Origin of the sequence: Sporomusa acidovorans, assembly GCF_900101845.1 — a bacterium.
Lineage (GTDB): Bacteria > Bacillota > Negativicutes > Sporomusales > Sporomusaceae > Sporomusa > Sporomusa acidovorans.
On sequence record NZ_FNAM01000044.1, the window covers coordinates 20,117 to 46,276 of the forward strand.

Here is a 26,160-nt window from a genome sequence, read left to right on the forward strand (position 1 = left end):
TTTCTAAACTGTCAAATCCAAGCATGAGTTGGATTTTTCGTTTAATAAAGCGATGATCTCGCTCAATATTTATTGTTTAAGTATGAATATTTTTAGATATGTTTCTTTTTGTCTATCGATACGGAGTTAGCAACACAAACTTTACTCGAACATTACAGCCATCAGTGGCCGATTGTAAAAAACCGGAGACTATCTGTCGCCTGGTAAGTAAAGGAGCTGCATTCGTTTCTATTTGATGCCTTAATTGAAAAAAGTAATAAGATAGCCGTCCGGCCATTGCGTGATCCTATTGAATTCACCTATGGACTTAGCTGGAAGATGGATAACTATTTGTCCTTAGCTGTTAAAACTTTTATCGAATCTTTCACTAATTGTAATACCTTTTCAATTCTTTAAAACCTGTTTTGCCCCCATAAAATAAAAAAAACCGTAGGCTCTAAACCTACGGTTTTTCTATTACTGGAGCGGGCAACGAGATTCGAACTCGCGACCCACGGCTTGGGAAGCCGGTACTCTACCACTGAGCTACGCCCGCATAAGTTGATTTTACTGAGTTTCTTAGCCTCAGTATTTGTTAGTTTTGAGTAGTTTTAGCACTTCTTGAACGTCATTTGTGCGTCAAATCTGCGTCAACTATCAAGGCTAACTACCGAGTATTACTATAGCATATTTATAATCCAATATCAAGAGTAGGAATAATAGTACCTTCAGCTCAGGCAAGCCTCAACAAACGAATATAGTCCCTTTGCGCCTGCAACACCTGTTCAGCAATATATTCTGTAAATACCTGCAACCGTTCATGACTTTGCTCTAACGCCCGAATATATTCATGTTTAAACATCGGTGAAATAATCACCGGAGGAAATCCCTGTGAAATCAGCGCGTGATTTAACAAAAGCCTAGCTACACGCCCATTACCGTCAGAAAAAGGATGAATCATTATAAACGACCGGTGAAGCCATGCTGCATATTCCACAGGATGTAGTTTTTCTCTCTGCGCCTGAAGCGCCCCCACTAGTTTCCGCATATCATCTGGCACACTTTCACACGCAGAAAGCCGGTCATTGTATTGAGAACCAGTAATAACTACATTTACCGTCCGATAATGGCCGGCCATTTCTCCTTCACTTGGCTGAAAGCAAAGTTTATGGATTTTTTTTATATCCGATTCCGTTATTTCCAGCCGTTGCGCCAATCTCCACATGAAATCGAAAGCCCGTGCGTGGCCTATAGCATCCAAATGATCACGCAATGCCTTGCCACCAATTGTGATTCCGTCTTCAATAACAACTTTTGTTTCCGATTCTGTCAGCGTATTGCCTTCCAATGCGTTGGACGAGTACGTTATACCAATCTTAAAATAGTCTTTTAAATTCTTTACCTGATTTTGGTCAAGTGGACGATTTTGATTGATTAACTCCTGATTTGCATCTATTTTTTGCAAAAGTTGACTGAGATTACTCAAGCCGTCTCATCCTTCCCTACCGTAAATAACTTTTATATGATTATACCATACTTACTTACACTTATTTTATTTCATAATCCAAGTATTTACAATAAATCCATACCAGAGGTTACTTCAAGACTACAAAGAAGGGGGGCACCTTAACCTTACGTGCCGGGTGACACCTCTACATTAAGCCTCACCTTCATCCTGGTCAGTCACATCATCTGTAAAGCCGCAAAAATACCATCCGTGATTTTCTAAAAGAAATAAACCTATGCCAGAAATCGTCATGCGTCATAAATGGCTGGATAGTTACATACCCATCAACTTTGATAGTTCGCTCGCCTGTTGATCCGGAACCCATCGGCAAAACATCATATATTCTTTCAGCAGCTCTACTATACTTTTCAATTCGAGCCTTATCTTCATCGATAGGATTACTAATCCTTGACAAATCCATATTGTCATGTAAATCAGCAAGCTTAACTACACATGCGGTTGTGTTTTCAAGAATTCTGCCGATAAAATCATCGTAGTTTTCTCCATACCGTTTTGTCAAGCAATCTAAAACTGCCAGCACTTCATCCGAAAAACCTTCCTTTTGCAGAAACTCCAAAGTAATGTCACTATCTTCAATAGTATCATGTAAAACTCCACATATACGTTCAATCTCACTGTTCCCCGCCATCATCACCCGAAAGGGATGAAAAATATATGGTGCTCCAGCTTTATCTACCTGCTCCGCATGCGCCCTAGTCGCTATCTCAATAGCTTTGTTTAGCATATCAATTCCTCCCATCATTTTATTCTTCCGACATATTGAGCGTTTTCCACCAATCTCGTCGGTATTAAAACCGCGGTTGCCTGTATTTTAAGCTTGTATCTTCATGCACTTCCATTTTTATTTCTATGTATAGTTCTTTGTTCTGTAACAGCTCAACGATCGCAGTATCTTGAAATACAAACCGAATAATTCCATACGCATAATTTTTGATGGTATCATAAATGCGCCCCGCGCTATAGCATCCTCTTGGCACAGTATGAGTACTATTCGCTACATAGCCCACTTTGCCAAGCGGCATTACATGTACGGCAATAGCTTCTGCATCATATTCATTATCCGGCTCTTTAATCAATTGCACAGGTAAACCAACTTTTAAAGGTTTACTGCCATAATAATGCCTGCACCCGGTAATCGCAATATAATGTGTTTCCACATCTATTCCCCCTAGCTGTATCCTATTGTCATTGACACTTTTTCCCCTGTTTATAGAATAACAAAAGGCACTGACAGCATATTGTCAGTGCAAAAATCTTTTCTATTTAATTTCCAATACAGTATTTACTACTTTTCAACAATAAACCTTTGCCATTTGCTCAACTTGATCCTTTAAATAACTTCTGAGTTCTTCCGGCTCCAGCACCTCTACTTCCGCTCCATACCCTAATATCCAGCGGCTGATTTCACGCCGGCCATTTACTGTGGCCTCAAAAATTATAGTTCCGTCCTCACATTCCGTAATACGCTGTGAGGGATGAAACGTCTCAGTTCTAACCCACCTAGCAGCCTCCGGCAAAAACTTTAGTTTCACATGAATTGGCTCGCCGCGCTCAATAAGCCAGCTGCCGCTAAAATATTCCTGTGCAGAAAAATCACTTGGTAAAATAAATGGTTCTTTGGTTTCTGATGCTTTTTTGATCCTATCCATCCGAAATAAGAGCACAGCCTTACGCAAATGACAATAAGCAACTAGATACCAGGCAGAACCGCGAAATGTAATGACATAAGGATCAATCAATCTCTCTGTCTCAGATTCTCTGGTTTTAGTATAATAACATATTTTAACGCTGCATTGTTTATCAATAGCACTCTCTATAACATTGAACAGCTGTTGCGAAACATCTGCAGATCTTGATGTGACTTTAATATCTACATTTTTGCGGGCTTTATCAACCTGATATTGGCGTTCATCCGGCAGACTGGCTAATATTTTTTCTTGTGCAAGACGCAGGGGATTGCCAAGCGGGTTATCATCTTTAGAAAAGTCCTGTACACAGGCTAATAATGCTGTAGCCTCGTCAACAGTAAATGTCAGCGGCCGGAGAAATACTTTGTCCATAAAACGGTATCTTTTCGTTCCATCATCAAAATAAATCGGCAGCCCACTTTGATTCAACGCATCCAAATCCCGATAAATGGTGCGTTCACATACATTACACTCTGCAACTAAATCCTGAAGTACGGCCCCATGTCTATGTTCAATTAGTGATATGATTTTTAATAAACGCAGAAGTTTCTCTGAATTTGACAAACTTACCACCTCAATGGTAAATTCACTCAAACCACCTTCACTTCCTGCAATTTTTTAGGACAAATCGCACTTAACCGTATCTTTGCTCTGCAACGCAATCAGAAGACGTTCTATTATATTTACCTAAATCAGCATTAAGCAATATGTCAAGTTGCCGGTCGACTTCAGTTCCTGTATTAGAATAGGTAAACATTCCATGATTTAATATATAAAACAAAGCAAATATAACTTTTGTAAATTTCTTTTGGTTATGATACCCCCTTTGGCATCTATTGGCATGCTTTAATCTAATTATTGGTTTGGAATAGTCAAAAATCCATTCTTCATATTTTGTTTGAATGATTACCATTAGAGGATAAAAGCGGAACTTAAAGCTAAACTTATGACAAAATGACGCGACTATTTCCATACGCAGGCGGATTATTTCCGGTGCATCTTTATATAAATTTAGTTTTTTCATGGGTTTCAACTTTCGGTTTCTGACTTTCCATGCAATAGGCAACCATTCCGCTTCAAAGCAGGGTTGATATTTTGTCATTTTTTCATCTAATAATTTGAACGAATTATCGACATGGTTCTCAAAGTAAAATTCACTTTGCTCATCCATCAAACATCAACTCCATTGTCTAAAAAATCTTTACTGACAATCTATTTTGATCATAGCAAAATACACTGACAGCATCTTGTCAGTGCGCAGGCTGTAGTAAACAGATAATTTTTATCTGTTTAGTTCTAAAAAAGAAAATAGATAGAGCTCCGTTATAAGCTCTACCTATTTTTATATAGTCAATATCTCAAATTTATCTTTTCTTTTTCAATTACATTGTCTGTCAAATGGCAATGACCGGTTTTCTTTATCCCAGTTATCCGTATATGATGAATTCGAATTTGCATTTGCTGTGATTGATATACCAATTTCGTTTGCAGAAATTAATTCACTATAAATCCATCGCGAAAGTAAATTGAGCACTTAACATCACTAACGTAAAACTTGTCAATAGTAATAACTTCACAATTTTCCAGGACTAAGTCAACAGTTTTAAGTGTTCGCATGAATATTCCCCCAGTTACTTGGATACCCACCAGGTGTACAGCAAACGAAGTATCCCTATATTTAGAATCAACTAATATTTACCATTCACAACTGATAAATCGGCCTTTCGGCAATTTCTGTTTGCCATGTAGCATCAGCTAGTACGAGTGAATTTTAAGGTGTTTAGATGATTTTTGTTGCCAAGTTCGTTGCCAGGAGTTCATGTAGAGATGTCCGCTAGTTACAACAAAAGCGGACATTTCTACATGAATGCTGATTTAATATAATTACCGGTGCGCTTTAATCCAATTTTGTATATCATATTCATCAAGATTTCCAGTAGTTAACCCAAGTCCTAATTCTTGCTGGCTATACAGTAATTTATATCCATCCGTTCAGTCGCAACCGCATAACAAAGCGGCGACACCTATTCTTTTGTTGCCGTCAACAAAACCATGATTGTTAACAAGGCCATAGGCAGTAGCCGCAATTTTTGCTTCCACAGTCTCATACAAGTCATTGTCGCCCAAAGTAGCATATGCCGGCTAACAGCACTCTCAAGCAGACCGACATCCCGTGTACCATGACTTCCGCCAAAAGGTTATGTCTTATCTATAACCTTTTGATGTAATACGATAATATCCGCAACTGACAGACAACGCATCACTTATCAAGCTTCAATAATGCTTCTTTGTTGGTTTCTATTATATCATCCATCATAACTTCAAACTCTTTTTGCTGCTTATTCTTTAGGAACTGAACAAAATCAACGACTCGCTGCTTTTTATCTTCAGGCAATTCCAGAAAGTCTTGCAATAGTTTTTCAGCCAAAGTCATTAATTTAACCTCCAGATTATGGTTCTAAATATAATACTTTAACCCCATATCCTCGCTAACAAGGTCACCAACCAAACCCAATTCAAATTTCATTGTTCCAAATTAGCTTTAGCAAATTGCTATAGTTCTTGATTTTACTGACTTAGACCATTATTTTAAACAAAATCCTTTTTAATTCTGCTAACTTATAACTAGAAATCCAAGTTACAAGTTGTTTTTCCTAATAAACTATTACTCTACCCAGCGAGCCTGGCATATCTTTAAATCATTCCGAATTCTAGGCGTATAATGCCTTTCTCCGCATTCTTGTTTTTTTGATTAACATTTCTCAGTAGTTTCGCAATTGCTGCTGATAATCCTTTATGCTGGTCACAGAAGTTTTGAAAGCATCGCAATACATCTTGCTGATCTTTCCAAAATCTTCGCACCGCCAAAATACGTTGAAGATCTTTAGCCATCCTGTACCCTTCAAAGGCGTTAAACCTTGATAGTTCAATGTCGTGAAGAACGTCGTTTTTTCCTAAATCGGCTTTACTAATTTCATTATTCATCTCTGCCATATATTGCTCAATAAAATCTAACATACATTCAAAATCTTTACATATTTCCTCCATACGCTCAAAATCCAAGTGATTATTTTCCATCGCTAATCCTTCCCTGACGGTCTGCAAAGCAGTTCGTCCTTCATGCAAAACGAGATTATGACAGCAAAAGCACACCGCCCAAAATACCAAAATGAATATATCCTTATCGTTTTCAGATTATGTGCCCCCCCTTTCTAAATACAAACCACTTATATACGCTAGCTTAAACTCAGCTCTTCCGCTACTGTCAGTATTAGAGAGTAAAAACTCATGAAAATGGTTTACGTTTCTCCATCGTCAATAATAGAGCCTTACTTTTTACGGCATCAGAATTTGAAATTATAGGCTATACCAAGCGATCAGCAAAACTCAGATATAAGGCAGCAGTATTCTGCCGGAATCCGTCTATTTTTGACTTCTTCCATAAGCGAATCATAACCACATGCTGCCTTTTGAACACTTTGATTGTATGGCAGAAAATTTCTAGAAAGAATATCTCCAAATTGATTTTTCACTTTATTTTCTACTTCTAAGTCACATTCATCATTATCAATACCGCGACGAAAAACACCAATAACATTACTTCTATTTAAACCCTTTTCCTCAATTAATTCTAAAGTCCTTTCAACCTTCGATGGCAAGTATGCCCGTGCGTGGAGCGGAAGCACAATACGATCGCTAGATGTTATCACCATATCACTTATTTCAGATAATCCTGAATAATGCGTATCAACAATTATATAATTATAATCACTCTTTAATTTTTCAGTCATTTGTTTAAAAGGGTCGTGCTCAATCCTCATTCTCAGACTCTTATCATAATAAATACGCGGAAGATAAAAACCTAAATGCCCGTCATTCGGCAATACATGAAAATTGGGTGAAAAGCTTATAATATGTTTTCCTGGCGCTTGATCTATTAGCGCTCCCAAAAGTCCAACCTTTACTAGGTCAGACACTTCTTCACTATCTAAATTTGTGTCCATTAGAAATGGTCTTTCTTTCGCCGTACCCGCTAATACAAAAGAAATAGAAGCGACTGGACTTGCATCGATAATCAACACCTTATTACCTTGAGCAGCAAGGAGGGCCCCTGTGATTAATGCTAATGTTGATGCGCCCGCGCCACCAATAGAAAATCCAATTGAGATTACCATTTGAGACATATATATAAACGTAAAAAACTTTCCAGCTACTCACGTTAGCCGGAAAGCTTTCATTTTATTTATTAGTAGAGCGCGTGAATTTTGCGCTCCACTGGCTGAAGCCAATAAAAGAAAAGTAAGTAAGCCCCATAGCTTACTTACCGCTCGAAGTAACCATTTTTATTTCAACCCTCGGATCGCACAACGCTCACCATAAAGAATATGTTCACAGCATATTCTTCATATAAATTGTACTTTAAATCTGATAATTATGCAAACACCATTAAAGTAATACTAACAATTAAATTCGGTATGTTATGCGAATCCCCTAGCACTTAAGAATACTCCCACTAAACGTTCTCATAAAAGTCTTACATAATATTGTCAATCATTAGCTAATTTAAGAGTAATATATTTTGGTTTGCGGGGAAAGACATAAACATTCACTTTCCACTGTAATTCAGGATTTCCTCCAATAATTAATAAGAGAGGTTCCGGGCAATTATATTTCGAGGAATTAGCTATATTATTCATTGCATTAATATCATCGCCGCTCAAATTAGGTGATGCTTCCGGATGAAAATGCCATTCCCCTAAATAGTAATGACGTCTTCTATGCCATACTGTATTTAACAATTTTTGCAGCCCACATACACCCCGATAAAACCATGTCTTTCCACTAGCGGAGTCATCCGAAGGCCCTGTTACTTCCGTTACAATTGCACAATTATGATTATCATTGTAATACCCAATTAATAGCCCACCAGTCTCGTTACCTTGTGCTTCGGAACAAATATGAAGCATAGTATTGAGTTCACTTTCATGTACTTCAATTGCAAACAAATTATCTATACTTTTGTAATGTAAAGAACTCAATCCAGAACCTCCCTACTTACCATTTGCACACCCTTAAATTCTCCATCCTCGAATATTTGCTCAAATACGATAAGCAATGGTTTTTCTGAAGGATAAGATATTATTGCTTCAATAACTTTTATAGCAGCAGAGCTGTGGAGCCATACATCGTCAACTCTTGCTGGAAAGGCAGGGTGCCAACATCCTACCCCATCTCTTGGCAATTCGTTATCATCATATTCATCGATCTCTTGCTGCAACCAAGGTTGAATTCCAGCAACAAACTCATTATGTGAAAACTTCTTTCCGTACATACTGAATATAAACATTCGTTTTCCGCCCAATCCAAGTGAAACCGAAATAAATAGTTTATTATTTTCCCATTGATAATTATCTAAATTGCGTAAAACACTATCTGATCCAGTCGTTTCGAGAATTACATCGTATTGCTGAATGCCTTCTTTAGTGTCAGGTGTACATGGCGGAAATATCTCAGAATAACTTTTGATAGAAGCATGAGGAGAGACCATATTTAAATGGTTAGATAGCGCGGGGGCTTTAGGAGTATTCAAATTGCTCATATTTAATGTATGACGAACTAAATTGGCCATCTCCACAAAATCAGTATCCATTATCGCTAAATGCTCCAATCCTGCACGTACCAGCATTTCCGATAAAACTGAGCCAACTGCTCCTGCTCCAATTAGTAAAGTTGATTTTAACCCAACAATAGTGTCAAGCTGCCCACGACTATTGAATTCAGATTTATTCCAATTCTCTGTGTTGATCCATTCAATTGCAGTTCCATTTGTAAAGCACTTCATCTTATCACGCTGCCAATATCCGGTTTCATTGGTACGAAACCAATTTGCAGTTTTTGAACCGCTTGATAAGGTCGGCAATTTAAGAGCCTGCCAATATATCTGATAATTCGCTTCTCCCACCGTTTTAGGAATTGGATAACCTAAAAGTACAATATGGGGCATGCCATCTCGTAAGTGAATAGATATCTCCTTTATTACCTCTAAGATATCAATATGTTGGTTACTACATACTTGCTTTAATTCTCCCCAATTATGTGGTGCCTGCCATGGTGAAATCACTGGAGTCTCGTTAAGCAGAACCCACGCACCTAGCATCTTGCGCTCATTAAAAGCCTCGGTAATTGTTTTTCCCCAGTTTACGGTCTTGACAATTTCATGATTAAGAGTGTAAAAGCTTACAGCGGCTAGCATGTTGTCATTTATCTGTGCAAAATCTGTTAACCTAAAACGGCAGGTACATGTCTTCCATTTTGAATAATTGCGGGGATGCTCCGAGACACCCACGACAGTACTTCGCTTTTCGATGGAAAACTCAGGTATTTCGAATGGTTCACCTGGTTCTAGCAACTGATTTGTCGATGCTTTTGCAAGCCATAGCAAGGCTCGTTGTACATGCCATGCGAGACGTTCATGTATTCCATAAGGTTCATAATCATATCCTATGCGCCCTAATGATCTTATGCTTGTATCTAAGCAAAGCTTGCCCTTTCTCCACGGAATCAAGGAATCGGTTTCACCATTATACGCTTGATGAGGAAATGTTGCCGCTATTCCATTTTTCTTGGAGGGATAAATTTCTATTGCTCCCCAAGGATACTGGGATGTTGAAGTAATATACCATTCTGTAGTTGCTGGTAAATGTTCAGTCGGTAACATATCGGGAGTAAATCGGCAATGAAGTACCCATTCATTTTCAGAATCATACCATTGCCAATCTTCCAGCAGTACTACTCCCTTTATTCCATCCAGCGCTCGACGTGCAGCTAATAATTCTTCTGGTGGCTCTTTGTGTTCAGAAGTCAAGCGAATCGATTACCCCCAAGAATAGTACTTTCTTTACGAGGAGTAAAACCACCAGTAGATGCACTATTTTTACTGTTCCCGTTATCCGGAGGAGCTGGAAACTTACTTCCAAACAGTTCACGCCATGCATTGGCACTATCTGCAACATTGTCAGCATCTAGCGCTTTTCTTGCTATTTTCGCTGCATCATTGGCTAATTGATAAAAATCCTCGTATTCTTCATCTGTAACACGAGCAAAAACATCATGTTCGGGCACTCCATGGTCAGGAAGTACGGGTTTCTCGCTGTAATCACTAACGATTGCTTCTAATGTTTTAGTAACACCTTCAGCAACACTAGTAATTCCGTCAGGACAACAAGTCCAGATGAAATGTTCTAATGGATAACTTTTTGGATGCTTGGGTTCAGGGTTCAATCTGCGCCACCATTTTAAAGCCTTTACGACATTCACAAAATGAGTATTACACGCTTTATTTTTATCACGTGTTTCTTGTAATTGAGCAAGAGGATGGGTAGGTTTCCATTCTGCTGCTTCACGATCAGGAATATAAAGCGGCGAAAGTTTCCATTCAGCCTCGGTTCTCAGTGTCTCATTTAAAATAGCCATTTTTGAAAATGAACGTTGATCTAATGGCAGCCAAGATTTCTTCAATACCCAGTCATTAACGTCTTCGATCGCTTCATCATCTCTCACGCTTGATGATTCTAATATACCAATTTCACTTTCTGACGGTGCTGATGTTGGCACAATATCTAAATCTACATTACTTAAGCTGATTCCGATAGACCTGCCTTGAATTCGATATTTACCAGCATTCCATAGTACCTCCTAGCTGCTTTATTTTTCTTTCAATGGTAATGATATGGCAGGTGAGTATGTCTTTTCATTATCGAAATCATATTCATAAAATGTAATTCTTCCTAAGCTACGAGAGAGTTGTCCAAGAAAGAAGCAAAATGCATTTGGTGCAGCAACAAATATATGTAATCGTCCATTCTTCTTCATTAGCATCTGCTTCTTTAATAAGTTTACAACTTCATCTGCAAGCAAATAAGCATGAGTGCCATCAGCAATAGATGCTGCACCGGAACCGGTATGAGGGTAACACGAAATAATTTCACGAACAGGCAGCCCCGCTGTAGTTAAATATGCTTCTACTTCTTCTACAATATCATGTCGTACACTCAACGCAACCGCCATATCCAACGCAGTATTATTTCTAATGATGATATCACTTTTCCAACCCGGATAATCGCCAATATTTTTCATTCTATGGGGTCTCCAAACTTCGCGCCCGTTATTACGCTGAACAGGAGCGACATCCACGCCTGACTTTGGATCCAAACAATAACCGGCGGCAAAAGCAATCGAAGCATGAGCATCTATATGTATATCAATCTTCTCACCACTACAAATCTCTCCGGTTAAAAACTGCTCTAATTCAGGTATGACATCTTTATCCCAGCTTACATCAGATTTAACATATCGACCGTCAAAATACTTAAGCAAACACAACATTGCTTCAGTTTCATTCTCCATTTTTTCAGCCCATCGATAGAAACTTCTAATTCCGATTACCTTACTTGCTTGTGTTTTCGAACTCTGACCAACCCAAAGATTTTCTTCCTTACATATCTGCAAAAGCTCATCCCTTGTGAACGCTTTACGCCCATTCAGCAATAAGTTTTTTATCAGACTAACATATGGATTAATTAAGGAACCGTTTTCAATTGGTTTTAATCCGGCACATAGCAACGCTCTGTTAAGCTCGCGTTGTAATTCTCCTACGACCTTATATCCCGCAATAATTCGAAGGGGTCGAAGAACTTCCTTTAATTCGTCCGTATTTTGCAATCCCAAGTGTTTGCACCAGGCAGTACGCACTTTGCCCATTTTACTATTTGGTCCACCTATGAACAATTTATCTAATCGTATTTCACCTTCGTTATTACTTATTAATTCAGAAAGCACGTCGCTTGGGCTGACTATCCAATTAGTAACCATATAAAACAAGCAACTACGCCCATGTGCTTTAGAAAGCGTTTGGGCATTTCTCAATTTTTCCAAAAATGAAACAGATTCAGCGTTGATAAATTTAGGATCCATTAAGTTTTCGCAAGTTATTACATCATTCTGTGTAGCATGAAATTTGACTTGAAAATACTCTGCATGTATTTTCCCACCACTCCGATCCCCTATAGGCGGATCATAGAAAAGTACTACATCATCAAAAGACTTAATTTCATCATGTTCATACGCAACTTTAGTTACTCTTGTATGCTCATAAAACATGTCGCAAGCTCTAAGCCAAAAATAACAAGCTTGATAATCATCCCCCTGAAGTCGCGGGATTACAGCATTACTCAGGAAAATCACCTCCAAAATATTCGAATACTATAAAATCACCCCTCCATCTAATCAATTTATTTCATTGTTGCTTTCTGCCACTTTCAAACTGCAGGTTTGCTCGACTGGATAACGATATGTCACACTTTCATTTTTGCACATCAATTTGGTTTGTTCCATTACAATATCAACAGCCTTAGCTGCTTTGTCAGGAGGATAGCCATATTTTTTGAGAAGTCGTTTAATGATCATTTTCATTTTTGCCTGTACGCTCTCGCGAATTGCCCAATCCACACTGATATTGCTTTTGATTGCAGCAGTTAAATCCCGCGCTATTTGTTTTAAGATATCCTCACCCATGATTTCTTTGGCTGATTCATTGTCAGCCAGGGCATCGTAAAAAGCTAATTCATCAGCTGTCAGCCCTGTACTTTCACCGCGTTTCTCGGCTTCACTGATTTTCTTCGCTAGTTCAATTAATTCCATAATAACCTGGGTGGTTTCAATAGCGCGATTTTGGTATTTCTTGATAGCCGCATCGAGCAGTTCTGAAAATTTCTTGGACTGTACCAAGTTGCGTTTAGAGAAGCTTTTAATATTGCCTTTTAATAATCTGCTTAAGAGTTCAACAGCCAGATTCTTCTGCTTCATTCCTTTCACTTCTTCAAGAAACTCGTCAGATAGAATAGCAATATTAGGCTTGCTTAAGCCCACTGAACCCAATATGTCCACTACTTCATTGGAAGAGATGGATTTTGAAATTAACTGATTCAGCTCGCTGTCAAGCTGAGCAGTTGTTTTCTTTTTATTATCATCACTAATAATCTTAACAAGACTTGCTTTAACAGCTTTATGGAAGCCAACTTCGATATTCAATCGCTGTGCAATATCGGTAGTAGCACACAAGGAATAAGCACGCGCCAATTCAGTAGCCAGCTTGATGTAATCATTTTTTCGTTCATCACGGAATTCAATAATATAGTCCATGGTTTCCACAATGGCCTGCATTTTTTCGCTAGGTTTGCCGGTAAAGAATTTGCTGTAGTCATGACCATGCAACAGTTCCTTAATAAGGTCATGTTTCTCAAGCAGTAACTCGGCTGCCACATCGGCATCCACGCCGGTGGTTTCCTTGTCGCTTTCGGTATACTGAGACAGCGCCTGTTTCAGGTTTTCGGCAATACCGATATAGTCGACCACTAGACCGCCTTGCTTTTCTCTAAATACCCGGTTGACCCTGGCAATGGCCTGCATAAGGTTATGCCCTTGCATGGGTTTATCAATATACATGGTGTGCATACTTGGCACATCAAAGCCGGTTAGCCACATGTCGCGGACAATGACCAGTTTTAATTCATCATTTTTGTCTTTCATGCGCTTTGCCAATGTTTCGCGATTGGCCTTGGTGCCGATAAAGGGCTGCCATTCAGCCGGATCAGAAGAACTGCCTGTCATAACTACTTTGATTTTTCCGCTCATTAAATCATCGCTATGCCAATCTGGGCGCAACGCTACAATCTCATGGTATAAATCAATGGCAATTCTCCGGCTCATGGCCACAACCATAGCTTTACCGCCTTCTGTTTCCTGTGCCTGTTCCCGCTTTTCAAAATGCTCTACGATATCTTTGGCAATGAGCTTCACACGCTGATTGGCACCAACTATAGCCTCCAGCCTGGCCCATTTGCTTTTCAGCTTTTCTTTTTGGCTGTATTCCTGGTATTCGGTTATTTCATTATACTCACTGTCAATCTTGGGCTTCATTTCCTCAGGCAGCTCCAGCTTGGCTATTCTGCTTTCGTAGAATATTTTAACCGTCGTGCCATCCTCAACAGCGCGTGTCATATCATAAACATCAATATAGTCCCCAAATACAGCCCGTGTGTTTTTATCTGTAAGTTCTACCGGCGTGCCGGTAAAGCCAATGTACGAAGCATTGGGCAAGCTATCGCGCATATATTTGGCATAGCCATATTTCACATCGGCTTCTGCCTCGCTCTTCACGACTTCCGCCTCAAAGCCATATTGGCTGCGATGTGCTTCATCAGCCATAACGATGACATTTTTGCGGTCTGTGAGCACAGGCACGCTATCTCCTTTATCTTCCGGCGCAAACTTGTGAATTGTAGTAAAGATAATGCCGCCGCTTGTACGGTTATTTAACAGTGTCCGCAAATCCGCTCTATCGGCTGCCTGGACAGGCGTACAGCGCAAAATATCCCGGCATTTTAAGAAGGTACCAAAAAGCTGATCATCCAGGTCATTTCTATCGGTAATTACCACAATCGTCGGGTTTTCCAGTTCCTCGCTGATAACCAGCTTGGCCGCATAAAAGACCATCGTCAGGGACTTACCTGAGCCTTGCGTATGCCACACTACGCCGATACGCCGATCGCCCTTTTCCATAGTAGCCCGCACGGTACTCTCTACCGCTTTATTGACCGCATGAAACTGATGATAACCCGCCAAAATTTTAAAGGTATCTTTACCATCGCTTTGAAACAGAATAAACTGTTTGATAATATCAAGAAACCGATCCCGCTGAAACATACCCTTGATGAGCACTTCGAGCTGCGGAATAGACCGCGACGCCACATCATCCCCGTCAATGGTTCGCCACGCCATAAACCGATCTTCATCAGAGGTAAGCGTCCCGGCGCTCGCGTTAATGCCGTCGCTTGTAACCATGAAAGAGTTATATGTAAATAAGTTCGAAATACTATTTTTATATGTCTGCAGCTGGTTGTACGCGTCCGTAATGTCCACATTCTCATCGCTGGCGCTTTTGAGTTCCATGACAACGAGCGGCAAACCATTGACAAACACAATGATATCCGGCCGCTTTTCAATGCCATGCTCAACAATGGTAAACTGATTAGCCGCCATAAACTCATTATTAAGCGGTTTGTTATAGTCAAATATGTAGGCTTTTTCGGTGCGATAGCTGCCATCTTTCTGTTTGACCGAAACATCAATGCCGTCGGTAATCATTTTTTGAAACGCCTTGTTATTCATGAGTAAGCTCGGGCTTTGCGGTATGGCGATTTGCCTATATGCTTCATCAATTGCTGCATGGGGCAGTGTAGGATTTATTCTTGTTAGCGCTTCCTTTACTCTTTCCGCCAGAATTACATCACTATAATCCTCTCGTTCCGCATATTCACCGTCAGGAGCAATATCTGGGGCAAACACAATTTCATAGCCCAATTCTTCAAACCACTCAAGCGCAGCTTCTTCCAGTTGTGATTCGCAAAAATTCCCTTTCGCCATTTATTGCACCTCCTCTAGGGGTACTCTTATTTCTCCCGATATAAGTTTTGGTAACAAGGAATTACGTATGGCTGTTAAGTTTTGGTTTTGCTCTTCTAACAATAATTGCTTATTAAAATACAAATCGCACATACTCTGAAATTCTGAGAGAATCTTATCATTAGGTATGATAGCCGGTATTTGTTTCATAATTGCTCCTGATACCTCTTTAAAAGTTGAACCAGTTGCTCTATTTTCAATTACTTCAATGTTGTTCTTTAGAAAATAATATACATATGCTGTTCCTATATTATTTTTAGGCACCACAGACTTAAAGCCTTGGTTTGTTGCAACATCATTCTTCGCAATCGCAATATAGCCTATTGGCGCTCGCGAACTAAAAAGGACAGTACCTTTTGGCATTATTTTAGCACTGCTATTTTTCAATCCCGACTCAGTAATATCAATTTCGCCTTTTGAAATAAATTTATCTTTGTTTATTGATAAATCTTTTGGGGTTATCCAGGCTATGCCCTGATCTGTATAATATTCGCTCTTCGATTTTGACGGTGTACTTCCACCTATTACATCGCCTAAATCAGAAACTGTCCCTACTCTCCACCCTTTAGGAATCCTCCCCAACTCGCTATCCTCAAACTCCTCCTCCTGAAACGGCTCAAAACCCACAAACCAACTTTTGAAAATTGCCTGCGCCATTTCTTCCAGGATTTTATTGATGCGGTTGTTGAGTTCGATTTTCTTATCTAATGAATACAAAATATCAGCTATCGCTACTTGTTCGGATATCGGGGGGATTAATATAGGCAATCGAGATAACATATCATTATTTAAACTTGCCCTTGTAGTCATCGACGCCATACTTGTAACTGCTAATCTAAATCTTGGTGAACGAAAATAATACCCAGTAAACTTCGGATTAATAATTTCTGGATTTTTAGGACGAAGCCTTTTAGTAAACCCATTAAATGTTGCTTGCTGATAATCTTTTAAGGCAACGCAACTCATTCCAAGTTCATCTAATGATTCACTTGTCCTAGTTAAAAATACATCACCTTTTTTAACTGAACACTTTTCTCGCTCTTTTTCTGTAGTATTTGCTAAATCGCATATTTCCTCTGGAATAAAATAGTTGTTAAATACGGTTTTAAACGAGAGAAACGGAAAACCAAAGCCGAATTCTTTAGCATTCTTTGATAGTCCTGACGAAAACTCATATACTTGACCTAATGTATTTTCTCGCCATCCATTACAACACATAAGCAATCGCCTCCAACTGTAAGCTCCCATATATCAAATATCTCATATTCCATCCTCTACTTCTTCTCCAACTTCCTCGCTGTCTGCTCCAAACTATCTAAAAAATGCCGTTCCACTGGGGATAGTTCGTTTTTTCTGTGTTCTCTATACTTCTCTAATTCCTGATTTGCCTTTAGCTGTGCGACTTCGTGCGATACTTTTCCTGCATGGGTCAAAACATCCCGTCCTGACAGCTTCATAAAATCGTCAAGCTTTTGAATCCAGTCTGCCATATACATAGGCTTACGGTTTTTTGCCTGCAGTTCGGCAAAATCGATATACATGCTCACAATGCGATTAAGCGTATCAAGCTCATCTTCGGTCAAATAATTCTTAGCTGACTGCACATCGGATTTTTTGGGCGTTAGGCCTGGCCATGAGGTCAAACCCATAAAAGGCTTAGTGGCATCAGCCCGCTCAAAAATGAGCTCAGCAGCGGTTTTGCCATGCGCAGAATAGTGCATTTTGTTTTGTACCGTTTGGAAGAATCTCTTCGTGGCCTCCGCCCGCGGATCATAATCAATGCTTGTCGCGTAAATTTCCAGCACCTTGCGGTAAAACATTTTTTCGCTTGAGCGTATATCGCGAATCCTGGCGAGCAGTTCATCAAAGTAATTGCCGCCGCCCGCTTTCTTGAGCAAATCATCATTCATGGTAAAACCTTTTATAATGTACTCTTTCAGGCGCTGCGTCGCCCATATGCGAAACTGCGTGCCGCGATGGGACTTCACTCTATACCCTACTGATATAATAACATCAAGACTATAACATTTTACTGGTTTGTCTGAATTTGGAAAGTGCAAAATTTGCACATTACCAGACTCCGCAAGCTCACCTTCTTTAAAGACATTATTAATATGTTTGGTAATCACCGTGCGGTCTTTCTGAAATAATTCAGCCATTTCCGCTTGCGTAAGCCAAACCGTTTCGTTCTTAATACGAACATCAATTTTTGTTTGTCCGTCTTCCGTCTGATAAAGTAAAAATTCTGAAGTATGATTAGAACTCATACCCAATTGCCCCCAGCCGCTTTTTGATTTCGTCTTCCAGCTTATGTGACTTAGCAAACATTTCAGCAAGATCGGCGGTAAGCCTTGTCATCTTTTCATCAAACGGCTCGTCATCATCTTCGACCTCTTCAATACCGACATAGCGCCCAGGCGTCAGGATATACTCGTGACCCCTTACTTCTTCTATATCTGCCGCTTTACAGAAGCCTTGCACATCTTCATAATCCTTTCCATCCCGCCAATTGTGATAAGTATCGTAAATTTGCTGAATTTCTTCATCTGACAGTTCCCGATGCTTACGGGTAACCATCGTACCCATTTTGCGGGCGTCAATAAAGAGTATTTTGTCTTTGCGCGTTTCACGTTTCTTGGAGATAAACCACAGGCAAACCGGAATGGTCACATTATAAAACAGATTCGGCGGCATAGTAATTATGCAGTCTACCAGCCCTGCTTCGATAATGTTCTTTCTGATTTCGGCTTCCTGTTTGGTGGAAGTACTCATAGAACCGTTTGCCAGTACAAACCCGGCCACGCCATTTGGCGACAATTTGCTGATGATATGTTCTATCCAAGCGTAGTTGGCATTGTTTTGCGGCGGCAGTCCGTATTTCCACCGCGCGTCATCCTGGATTAAAGTATAGTCGCTGACATTGAATGGAGGATTAGCCAGTATATAATCAGCTCTCAGGTTTTTGTGCAGGTCATTGCCGAAGGTATCGGCGTCCCGTTCGCCTAAGTTGCCGTCAATCCCGCGAATAGCCAGATTCATTTTGCACAGCCGCCAAGTAGTGGCCGTATACTCTTGGCCAAAAATATGGATATCATCTTTCCGGCCCTGGTGTTCCTCCACAAACTTGGCTGATTGGACAAACATACCACCTGAACCGCAGCACGGATCATATACCCGTCCGTGATACGGCTCGATCATGCCTACCAAGAGCTTCACAATGCTAGGCGGCGTATAAAACTCGCCTTCGCTTGAGCCAAACTTGCCCAAGAAATATTCATACACTCTGCCTAACACATCCTGCGCCTTGGCCTCTTTATCACCAAGATTAAAGGAAAATAAGTCAATCATTTCGCCGAGCTTAGTTTTATCGAGCTCAGGACGCGCGTAGTTTTTCGGCAAAACACCTTTTAAGTTTTTATTCTCACGCTCAATGGCAATCATCGCATCATCGATAATTTGACCTATAGTACTCTGTTTAGCGCTTTTCTTTATGAAGTCCCACCTGGCGCTCGGCGGAACAAAGAAGACATTATCCATAAGATAAGCATCCCTATCTTCTTCAAAGCCATCGCCTTCTGCCACTAGTTCATTAAATTTCTCTTCAAAACTATCTGATATGTATTTTAAGAATATCAAGCCTAAAACAACATGTTTATAATCCGCCGGTTGTATATTACCTCTTAATTTGTCAGCCATTAGCCACAGATTGTTTTCAAACTCCAAATTTACAGCCATGCTTGCCCCTCCTAAATCAATTTATTGTAAAGAGTGATTTTGGTACTTTCCCATCTGGTTTCGGCCTCACTGACAGCCTTTTTATAAATGCTCAACTCTCGATCATATTGCTGTATCATATCCTGCTGCTCATGAATCGGTATAATAGGTATCTCCATTTCCATGATATCGGAATGATTGATATTCATGATCGTTGTACCGCGCTGAAAGCTTTTAATCATTGCCATACCAATCGGGCTTTCTAAAAATATCTGAATATACCTGCCGAGAACTTTATCCTTAGGTCTTATGGCAATTACATTAGCCGACGCTATAACCGTTCTGTCTTGCTGTTTAAAAACAGCCGACTTAATAGCCGTCCCTCTACAAGACAAAACAACATCCCCGTCTAATAATTCATACCTTTTGATTTTGCGTTCCTCTTCGGCAATGGTATCCATATCTGAATAATTGATTTCACCGCTTTCCAGATTAGAAATATTCAGTACCGCAATATCACCCAGTGTAGTATCCTTTTTAAGGATTGATTTGCCCCTGAACACTTCCGCCACCTCTTTTAATTTTACTTTTTCACGCGCCGAGTTCTTAAATCTTTGAATGTTTTCATCATCCTCGGAAAGCAGCAGTTCAACTCGCCAATCCTCATGCGCTAAAAATTCACGCATGCCAACTTCTTTAGTATCGGCTACGATAAGTACATCTTTTTCAAGCTGAAAGTTCCCTATTTTAATTGTCTTTTCTGGTTTGACCGCAATAGATATCAAATATGTTTTAATTGCAGTTGCCGGCCGGAAGGTTCCTTCGGGCAAAATATATATACTTTTAATAGTAAAATGATTTGCTATATACGCCCTCAGCTTTTCATACTCCATCCCAGCAAAAGTAATCTTAGCAGGCAGGATGATATCCATCGTGCCGGTATCTTTCAAATGCGCTAGCATATTTTCGGCAGCTATGCCATCACTTTCTCTGGTTAAAAATTGTTTGCCTATTTCGTCCGGTTTTGCCCCAAACGCCGGGAAGCAAAAAATGTAATCAAATGTTTCGTGCAGCAAGCATTCCGTATAGATAGATTCAAAAATAATGCGCACATTCTTGAACTTACTAAACCCTAGCCGTAGCAGCAGGCTCATCGATTTAAGCTGCGTCGTTAGCGTAATTTCCATTTGAGGAAAGCGCATAACTAACGCCTGTAGACCAGCCAAATGCTTTTCCGCCTCGGTAATCAATATCCTTTGCGGATTCAATTTTGCTATTTTTTCTTCAATGTACTGAATTAAATATTTAGGCGAAATGACCGTACCCATACGATCATTTTTATATATTTCCAATGCAAAATCGATAGGGTCAATATCTTTAAGCGCAGTAAAAAAATCGATAAAGTCCTCTCGATCTGCCGGGAAAAAACCCAATTCTTGTTCTGTTTCACGCTTCATAAACTGAAACATTTTTTCTTTATCTTTGGCTAGATTTTGCTGGCTATCTAGTTTTTCTACTGTCAATTTCACTCTAAGCATTTCATTTAATAACTGCTCGCGCGAAGTAATCTGTCTCTGATACATTTTGTTTAAAGCCAAATCTATTAGTTGGTTCAAAATTGACCTCCTCCCTGAAATTCCGATTTCCTATGTTTACCATTATAGCATTTAAAAATTTAGTATTCAAGTACTAAGTTTATGAATGCCGTATATTAAATTGCTAATTATATCAAATTCATCCATTCAGCAAATCTAAACAAAACTTCACTTTCTTTCTGGTTGTACCTAGACCACATCCTCCGTTTTTACTTATCAGGGTCTATACTCCTGTCGAACCCCTGGTTTCATAGCAAAAACTCAGTTAAATCGCGGGTTATTAGCCTCTCAGTCGGTTTCGCCTAATATTTTACAATTACCCTGGTACTGAGTATAGTTACCTATCCATTGCCGATATTTACACATTGCTTTTTCAAATACTTGCTATAAATGGAAAAATACCGCCATACCAGGCGGCTCCAAATTGCAAAAATACTATTATTCATTTCGTACTTCAGCTCATACGGCTACAGTACATTTCTTATTTTTCGTTCACGAAACGCTTTATTGCCTTTCACCAGCATTGATATTTCCGCTGCAATATTGCCTGCCATTTGCCCTGTAAGCAACTGTATCAGCAGATCAGCTTCACACATATTGAAATACTCCAGCTTCTTTTTTAACTGAATTCCTCTTTTCTGCTTTCTTAAACACCGTATATAGTTTGCTTGTGTTTCTGTAATTCTTGGCATTTGCAACTTCCAAAATAACATCCACGCTCCCAAAACGTTGTTACAGGTCACAACTTTATTAGCAGCCTCTAACGCAAACCATATTTCTTTGCCATCTATTTTACTATCTAAGCCAATAAAAACCTTTTTATTATACGCATTAGCCATTCCCAATTCCACTAAAGTTCCATAACAATCCATGCTATTAATCCAGCAAAAAATCCAATCTGCGGATTTAATGTTGGCTTCGCATCTACTAAAAGTACCTTTTTTGACGTGATCAGCAAGTTCGAAAATAGGTAATTGCTCCGGACATTCAGAGATAGCTACCCCTCCTGTGGTCATTACATAGTCCCAATCATTCATACCATGAAAACCGTCACCCGAAAAGTGCTCACCACATGGAGAGAAAAAAGGCCCGGCATAACCGAAATACTTATCAATCGAATAACTTTTTCCTACCTGTTTAAGCGGGCGGTATTTACCAACATCTATGCCTAAAATTTCACTCCGCCAGTCGGTCGAAAAGCCACGTCTCCAGTCTTTAGCGGGTACAACCTTCCCGGCAAAATATATATTTATCATTAATACCACTTCCTAAATATTGTTCTAAAGTAGGCAGCAAATAACCAAAGTAACTTTCTACGTAACCCTGCAAACCCTCGTATTTACTAGAGGTAACCAAGGTAACCTTAAATTAACAACCATAATAATCTTTATGGTCATTCCTTCTCCCAAATCTCTTTGACAACGTCATTGATTTGTAATCGGGTATCCTACCTCATTAATTTGGGTTACCATGGTTACCTCCAGATTTGACAAGGCTTTTTCCGGTTACGCGACCTGACTCTTTTGCCCTTTGGCCATCAAAACGAGGTTACCATCTTCTCGGCTCATTATACTTTCCATAAATACCTTATTTGATAGCTTCTCAACATTAAGAACATGTGCCTTCCGTGTTAAGACGGCCCCACTAGCAGTCCTAAACTTTGCAACTCGATTTGCTACAAAGTATTCCGTTTTGCGTAGTTGCTTACAAAACTGGGTTATACTCAGAAATTCCCCCTCAATCTGGAACTCTCTAACATATTTAGTAAACCGGTCATAAAATTGATTAACCGCAAAAGCAATCTCCGTATCATTATTGATAGGCTGATAATCCTCGCCAAGGCGCAAATTCATACGATCTAATACTGCAAAAGTATTATCAACAATGCTCAGGTTATGCTCCTGTCCGTCCATCAAGTAGGTCTTGGCTGCAGTAACAATCGCATTCTCGAGTTCTTCTTCCGAAAAGCCAAACGGGCTTATTTCCGCCAAACCCAAACTGCGGCATACCATAAGTACCAGTTGTATTCCCAGAAATGTATTAGCCAGTGTGTTTTTCACCCTTGAAGGAAGCCCTGAAATCTTATTAACCTTTGACTGTTGGGCTTTATATAAAGTTCGCACCTCTTCATCAGTAAGGCCAAGCGCTACATTCAGTAACGAGCGTCCAAACCGGTTCAATAATGTTACGCTTTCCTTTAATACTTCAAAATGCCTGGTCCGTTCTGTACTTAAATCTGCTTTGCTGAAAAGTATTTCAAGGGATCGCTCCCTGATTGCAGCTTCTTCCGGTTCATTTTCTCCCACTAAAATTATGGGCGCCCTAAGATCAAAGTGTTTTACCGTCAAATCGGCAGCCCCCCTTTGCGCGGTATGCCCATCATAACTGTCACGCATTAAATTGCAAATAGTGCTGTAAACCGCAGCCGATAGCTTGCCACGTTTAAATTCTTCAATAATATGGGGAACAAGATTGCTGCTGGAATTCGTCTTTAGTGCGGCAAATGCTGTGCTTTTACTGGCCGACGTATAGCTAAGCGTATTAAATATTGGCATGATAATATTTTCCAGTGTTTGGCTTTTTCCGCTTCCTGCTTCACCAACCATTATCAAATGATTTAATTTGACCCCGGAAACCCTCAGTCTTTCTTTCAAAAAGCAAGCCGCGGTAAATCCAAGAATAGTAGCGGTCTTAGGCAGCTCATTAAATTGAAACAGCGAAGAGGCTATGTGACACAATCCATCTGCATCAATCGGTTCAACTTCCCCAATTTCCGTCGATATAACTTTATAATCGGGCAACAGAACCAGATCATCAACGAATTCCCCTTTTGAGTTAAATGCCATATTGCCGGAGACAAAACACCATTGTTCCTGGTGTTTTACCATTCCAATATTTTTGGTTACGACCTTATTTACGTACCCTTTATTATTCATCAGGGACTTAATGTCTTCTAAATCCTTATCATTTCGCTGTAAAACTGTAAAATATGGAATTCTGATGAATGGCTGCTTTAAATTTAGAGGCAGAGGTAAAATCAGTAGTACGAAACAGCTTTGATATTTGTTTTCCGTTTGCATGTACCAATTTAACTTCCAGCATGGTATCAATATCCGTTTCCAACATAGATACTGGCTCTATTATAAAATTGGATATTACAACCGGGTCCCCATTGTTACTGATTTTCACGTAGGCATTTTCCTTTTCAAAAACACCATCATTTTCATATAACGTCTTCGATACATTATCAATTGGCCCTATCGGGTATTTACCAATACTCTTGCAGATGCATTCCAATTCCGCATCTTCTAAAGGTGGATTACACCGCTCCCGATTAGCAATCTGTAATGCCGCTAATATTTCTTCAGGTTCTAAACCAGTTCTGCGCAGTTTTCCTGCCATACTGGTTAAGGAACTATTTCTTTTCCCCTCTGTAATAATGTCTTTAGAAGTATCGCACTTAGCCTCAGTCTTTTTTATACTCGCTTTTGATTGAGTTAATACATTTAGGAACCACTCCGGTAAATCAGCTAATTCTGTTTCTCCTGGCGCACATCCCCCTTTAAAGTGATAATTACCTCCACTACTGTGTCTACTAGGCGGAGCAACGACAAAACTGCCGTTACTCCGGATATCCACTCCCTCTAAAATACGAACTTTTGACTTAATCTCTTGCATTCGTTCATCATACTTAAAATACAGGTGACGCCAGCCACCGCCAGTCACAACTTCAATAGTTTCCGGAATTTTTCCGTACTCTTGCTCAAGAGCAGCAATTGTTTTCATACCGGAATCACCGTCAACATCCAGTACAAATAACCCACTTTTTTCGCCACACACAATTCCTATATTGTTTCCTGCCTGGCTATTAAACCACCTATATATTTGCTCTGCATCGCGGCTACAAGTATGTACCCAATCTTTTATTGCTGGATGCTTGCCAGGACTTTTGCACTCCTTCCCACAAGTACATCCTGCACCAGTGATACCATAGACAGGAATAACATACCAGCCGGACTCTATATATTGGGTTGCTTCTTTTAGTATTTGAATGTTTTTCATATTTTTTGCCTCCTTTATATTGCTGGCTTTAGCGACGATCCTTGTAGAATCATCGCTTTCTGGCCGTTATTATATTGCACAGTAACTTGAATGCCTTCTATCTGATTAAATTCATGCTTCCGAATAATGCGTAACAGGTTATGGTTTTCTTGCAGCATACTATAGGATTTTTCAATCAACCTGCGATTTCGCACATAATACCCAGCCTCGAATTTTGTCAACGTTGATCGGGATATTCCAATTTTATCGGACACAAAAGTTTTGGTAAGACCCTCTCTTGTCCTCCATTGTGCGAAGAATTCACCATCTTTCTTCCAGGCGGGCCCATATTTACGATAAAGTTGTTTTTCGCTCATTGTTTTCATGATAAAACCTCCAGTTAATAATATTAGGGAAAAACCCAAGCCGTTCCAGACTTTATCCATTTCCACCTTTTGTCGAAAGTGATGCATACCGCATACCTCCTCAGTTATCAGGTGTACCGATGCGACAACCTGTTATTTGTCATACCCTATATGTGTTCTTAAATGGAATTGGATCAAGACTGGCAAACAAAAAGCGCATCCGTAAAAAGAATAGCTAATAAGCCAATCCACTTTACGCATGCGCGTCTTCATCTAAGTACCTTCATATTTGAAAGCTATATTTTCATATAGGCCTCAAACTGTAATGCCAAAACCCGCTTCCGGATTTTGGGGTTATCGTGAATATTCAGTTGACGGTTTTAGATTATCATAATTCGTTCAAATTAGTCAAGTAAACTTTTTACATCCTTCAATTAGTCTTTTGGAACTTGTCACCCAAGACTGCTATACTTGACCTAAGATTGGATCGAGACGTCTTCGTATTTCGGGGCTACACTCAGCATATAGCTGTATGAATTCCAAAAATGGAAAGATACCAAAATACTGCCCAACGTAGATGATCACGGCTGGAGCCTTCTTGCTTTTATAGTTCTTTAGCACAACAGGTAATGATTTTCCTCGGTATTTCCGCCCTTCATCTATATTTTTATACACTTGGAAATACAGATACCCAAGCAAGGTCATTACCATATGAAACGTAATATAGT

At 39.7% G+C, this 26,160-nt stretch carries 24 protein-coding genes and 1 tRNA gene; all 25 read right to left on the reverse strand.

The features are described 5' to 3' along the window. Window positions 1–460 precede the first annotated feature (460 nt). Window positions 461–535 (reverse strand) — tRNA-Gly (locus tag BLR65_RS22670). 177 nt (window positions 536–712) lie between these two features. Next, window positions 713–1,465 (reverse strand): Fic family protein, encoded by a 753-nt coding sequence (locus BLR65_RS22675; RefSeq protein ID WP_211285202.1) that lies wholly within the window; start codon window positions 1,463–1,465, stop codon window positions 713–715. 202 nt (window positions 1,466–1,667) lie between these two features. Beyond that, window positions 1,668–2,231, reverse strand: a complete 564-nt coding sequence (locus BLR65_RS22680) for a bifunctional (p)ppGpp synthetase/guanosine-3',5'-bis(diphosphate) 3'-pyrophosphohydrolase (protein ID WP_211285203.1) — start codon at window positions 2,229–2,231, stop codon at window positions 1,668–1,670. A gap of 64 nt (window positions 2,232–2,295) precedes the next feature. Beyond that, the gene (locus BLR65_RS22685) at window positions 2,296–2,664 is read right to left on the reverse strand and encodes an HIRAN domain-containing protein (protein WP_093796449.1); all 369 of its coding nucleotides are present in this window, start codon (window positions 2,662–2,664) and stop codon (window positions 2,296–2,298) included. Between the two features lie 135 nt (window positions 2,665–2,799). Then, complete coding sequence (locus BLR65_RS22690) at window positions 2,800–3,789, reverse strand: helix-turn-helix transcriptional regulator (protein WP_093796450.1); 990 nt, start codon at window positions 3,787–3,789, stop codon at window positions 2,800–2,802. Window positions 3,790–3,829: 40 nt separating this feature from the next. Next, window positions 3,830–4,366 carry a hypothetical protein gene (locus BLR65_RS22695; RefSeq protein WP_093796451.1) on the reverse strand — a complete coding sequence of 179 codons (537 nt, stop codon included), beginning with the start codon at window positions 4,364–4,366 and terminating at the stop codon, window positions 3,830–3,832. A 323-nt stretch (window positions 4,367–4,689) separates the two neighbouring features. Further along, the gene (locus BLR65_RS31500) at window positions 4,690–4,812 is read right to left on the reverse strand and encodes a hypothetical protein (RefSeq protein WP_281241573.1); all 123 of its coding nucleotides are present in this window, start codon (window positions 4,810–4,812) and stop codon (window positions 4,690–4,692) included. Window positions 4,813–5,187: 375 nt separating this feature from the next. Then, the gene (locus tag BLR65_RS31055; RefSeq protein WP_093796452.1) at window positions 5,188–5,322 is read right to left on the reverse strand and encodes a Fic family protein; all 135 of its coding nucleotides are present in this window, start codon (window positions 5,320–5,322) and stop codon (window positions 5,188–5,190) included. Between the two features lie 133 nt (window positions 5,323–5,455). Further along, window positions 5,456–5,629 carry a DUF2281 domain-containing protein gene (locus BLR65_RS22705; RefSeq protein WP_093796453.1) on the reverse strand — a complete coding sequence of 58 codons (174 nt, stop codon included), beginning with the start codon at window positions 5,627–5,629 and terminating at the stop codon, window positions 5,456–5,458. A gap of 260 nt (window positions 5,630–5,889) precedes the next feature. Continuing rightward, window positions 5,890–6,273: a hypothetical protein gene (locus BLR65_RS22710; RefSeq protein ID WP_093796454.1), complete on the reverse strand. Its 384-nt coding sequence runs from the start codon at window positions 6,271–6,273 to the stop codon at window positions 5,890–5,892. A gap of 299 nt (window positions 6,274–6,572) precedes the next feature. After that, window positions 6,573–7,379 carry a ParA family protein gene (locus BLR65_RS22715; RefSeq protein WP_245692991.1) on the reverse strand — a complete coding sequence of 269 codons (807 nt, stop codon included), beginning with the start codon at window positions 7,377–7,379 and terminating at the stop codon, window positions 6,573–6,575. Window positions 7,380–7,742: 363 nt separating this feature from the next. Next, entirely contained in the window at window positions 7,743–8,234 is a 492-nt protein-coding gene (locus BLR65_RS22720; RefSeq protein WP_093796455.1) for a Mov34/MPN/PAD-1 family protein, read from the reverse strand. Then, entirely contained in the window at window positions 8,231–10,060 is a 1,830-nt protein-coding gene (locus BLR65_RS22725; RefSeq protein WP_093796456.1) for a ThiF family adenylyltransferase, read from the reverse strand. The genes BLR65_RS22720 and BLR65_RS22725 overlap by 4 nt, the downstream gene beginning before the upstream one ends. Further along, entirely contained in the window at window positions 10,057–10,809 is a 753-nt protein-coding gene (locus BLR65_RS22730; protein ID WP_143122638.1) for a hypothetical protein, read from the reverse strand. The genes BLR65_RS22725 and BLR65_RS22730 overlap by 4 nt, the downstream gene beginning before the upstream one ends. 90 nt (window positions 10,810–10,899) lie before the next feature. Next, a complete protein-coding gene (locus tag BLR65_RS22735; RefSeq protein WP_094607938.1) occupies window positions 10,900–12,438 on the reverse strand; it encodes an SAVED domain-containing protein in 1,539 nt (512 codons plus the stop codon). A gap of 42 nt (window positions 12,439–12,480) precedes the next feature. Further along, on the reverse strand, window positions 12,481–15,678 hold the full coding sequence (locus BLR65_RS22740) for a type I restriction endonuclease subunit R (RefSeq protein ID WP_093796459.1): 3,198 nt from the start codon (window positions 15,676–15,678) through the stop codon (window positions 12,481–12,483). Next, entirely contained in the window at window positions 15,679–16,935 is a 1,257-nt protein-coding gene (locus BLR65_RS22745; protein WP_093796460.1) for a restriction endonuclease subunit S, read from the reverse strand. It abuts the gene before it with no gap. 56 nt (window positions 16,936–16,991) lie between these two features. Continuing rightward, entirely contained in the window at window positions 16,992–17,984 is a 993-nt protein-coding gene (rhuM, locus tag BLR65_RS22750; RefSeq protein ID WP_093796461.1) for a virulence RhuM family protein, read from the reverse strand. Then, window positions 17,974–19,452 carry a type I restriction-modification system subunit M gene (locus BLR65_RS22755; RefSeq protein ID WP_093796462.1) on the reverse strand — a complete coding sequence of 493 codons (1,479 nt, stop codon included), beginning with the start codon at window positions 19,450–19,452 and terminating at the stop codon, window positions 17,974–17,976. Before BLR65_RS22755 ends, rhuM begins: the two co-directional genes overlap by 11 nt. Window positions 19,453–19,463: 11 nt before the next feature. Next, complete coding sequence (locus BLR65_RS22760) at window positions 19,464–21,047, reverse strand: restriction endonuclease subunit S (protein WP_093796463.1); 1,584 nt, start codon at window positions 21,045–21,047, stop codon at window positions 19,464–19,466. A 446-nt stretch (window positions 21,048–21,493) separates the two neighbouring features. Then, window positions 21,494–22,282 (reverse strand): hypothetical protein, encoded by a 789-nt coding sequence (locus tag BLR65_RS22765; protein WP_093796464.1) that lies wholly within the window; start codon window positions 22,280–22,282, stop codon window positions 21,494–21,496. Window positions 22,283–22,531: 249 nt separating this feature from the next. Beyond that, window positions 22,532–23,962, reverse strand: a complete 1,431-nt coding sequence (locus BLR65_RS22770) for a hypothetical protein (protein ID WP_093796465.1) — start codon at window positions 23,960–23,962, stop codon at window positions 22,532–22,534. A gap of 28 nt (window positions 23,963–23,990) precedes the next feature. Beyond that, window positions 23,991–25,088: a bifunctional DNA primase/polymerase gene (locus BLR65_RS22775; protein ID WP_093796466.1), complete on the reverse strand. Its 1,098-nt coding sequence runs from the start codon at window positions 25,086–25,088 to the stop codon at window positions 23,991–23,993. A 14-nt stretch (window positions 25,089–25,102) separates the two neighbouring features. After that, on the reverse strand, window positions 25,103–25,540 hold the full coding sequence (locus BLR65_RS22780; RefSeq protein WP_093796467.1) for a helix-turn-helix domain-containing protein: 438 nt from the start codon (window positions 25,538–25,540) through the stop codon (window positions 25,103–25,105). 357 nt (window positions 25,541–25,897) lie between these two features. Beyond that, a partial coding sequence (locus BLR65_RS30585; protein WP_218130658.1) for a hypothetical protein occupies window positions 25,898–26,160 on the reverse strand: 263 nt, incomplete at its 5' end.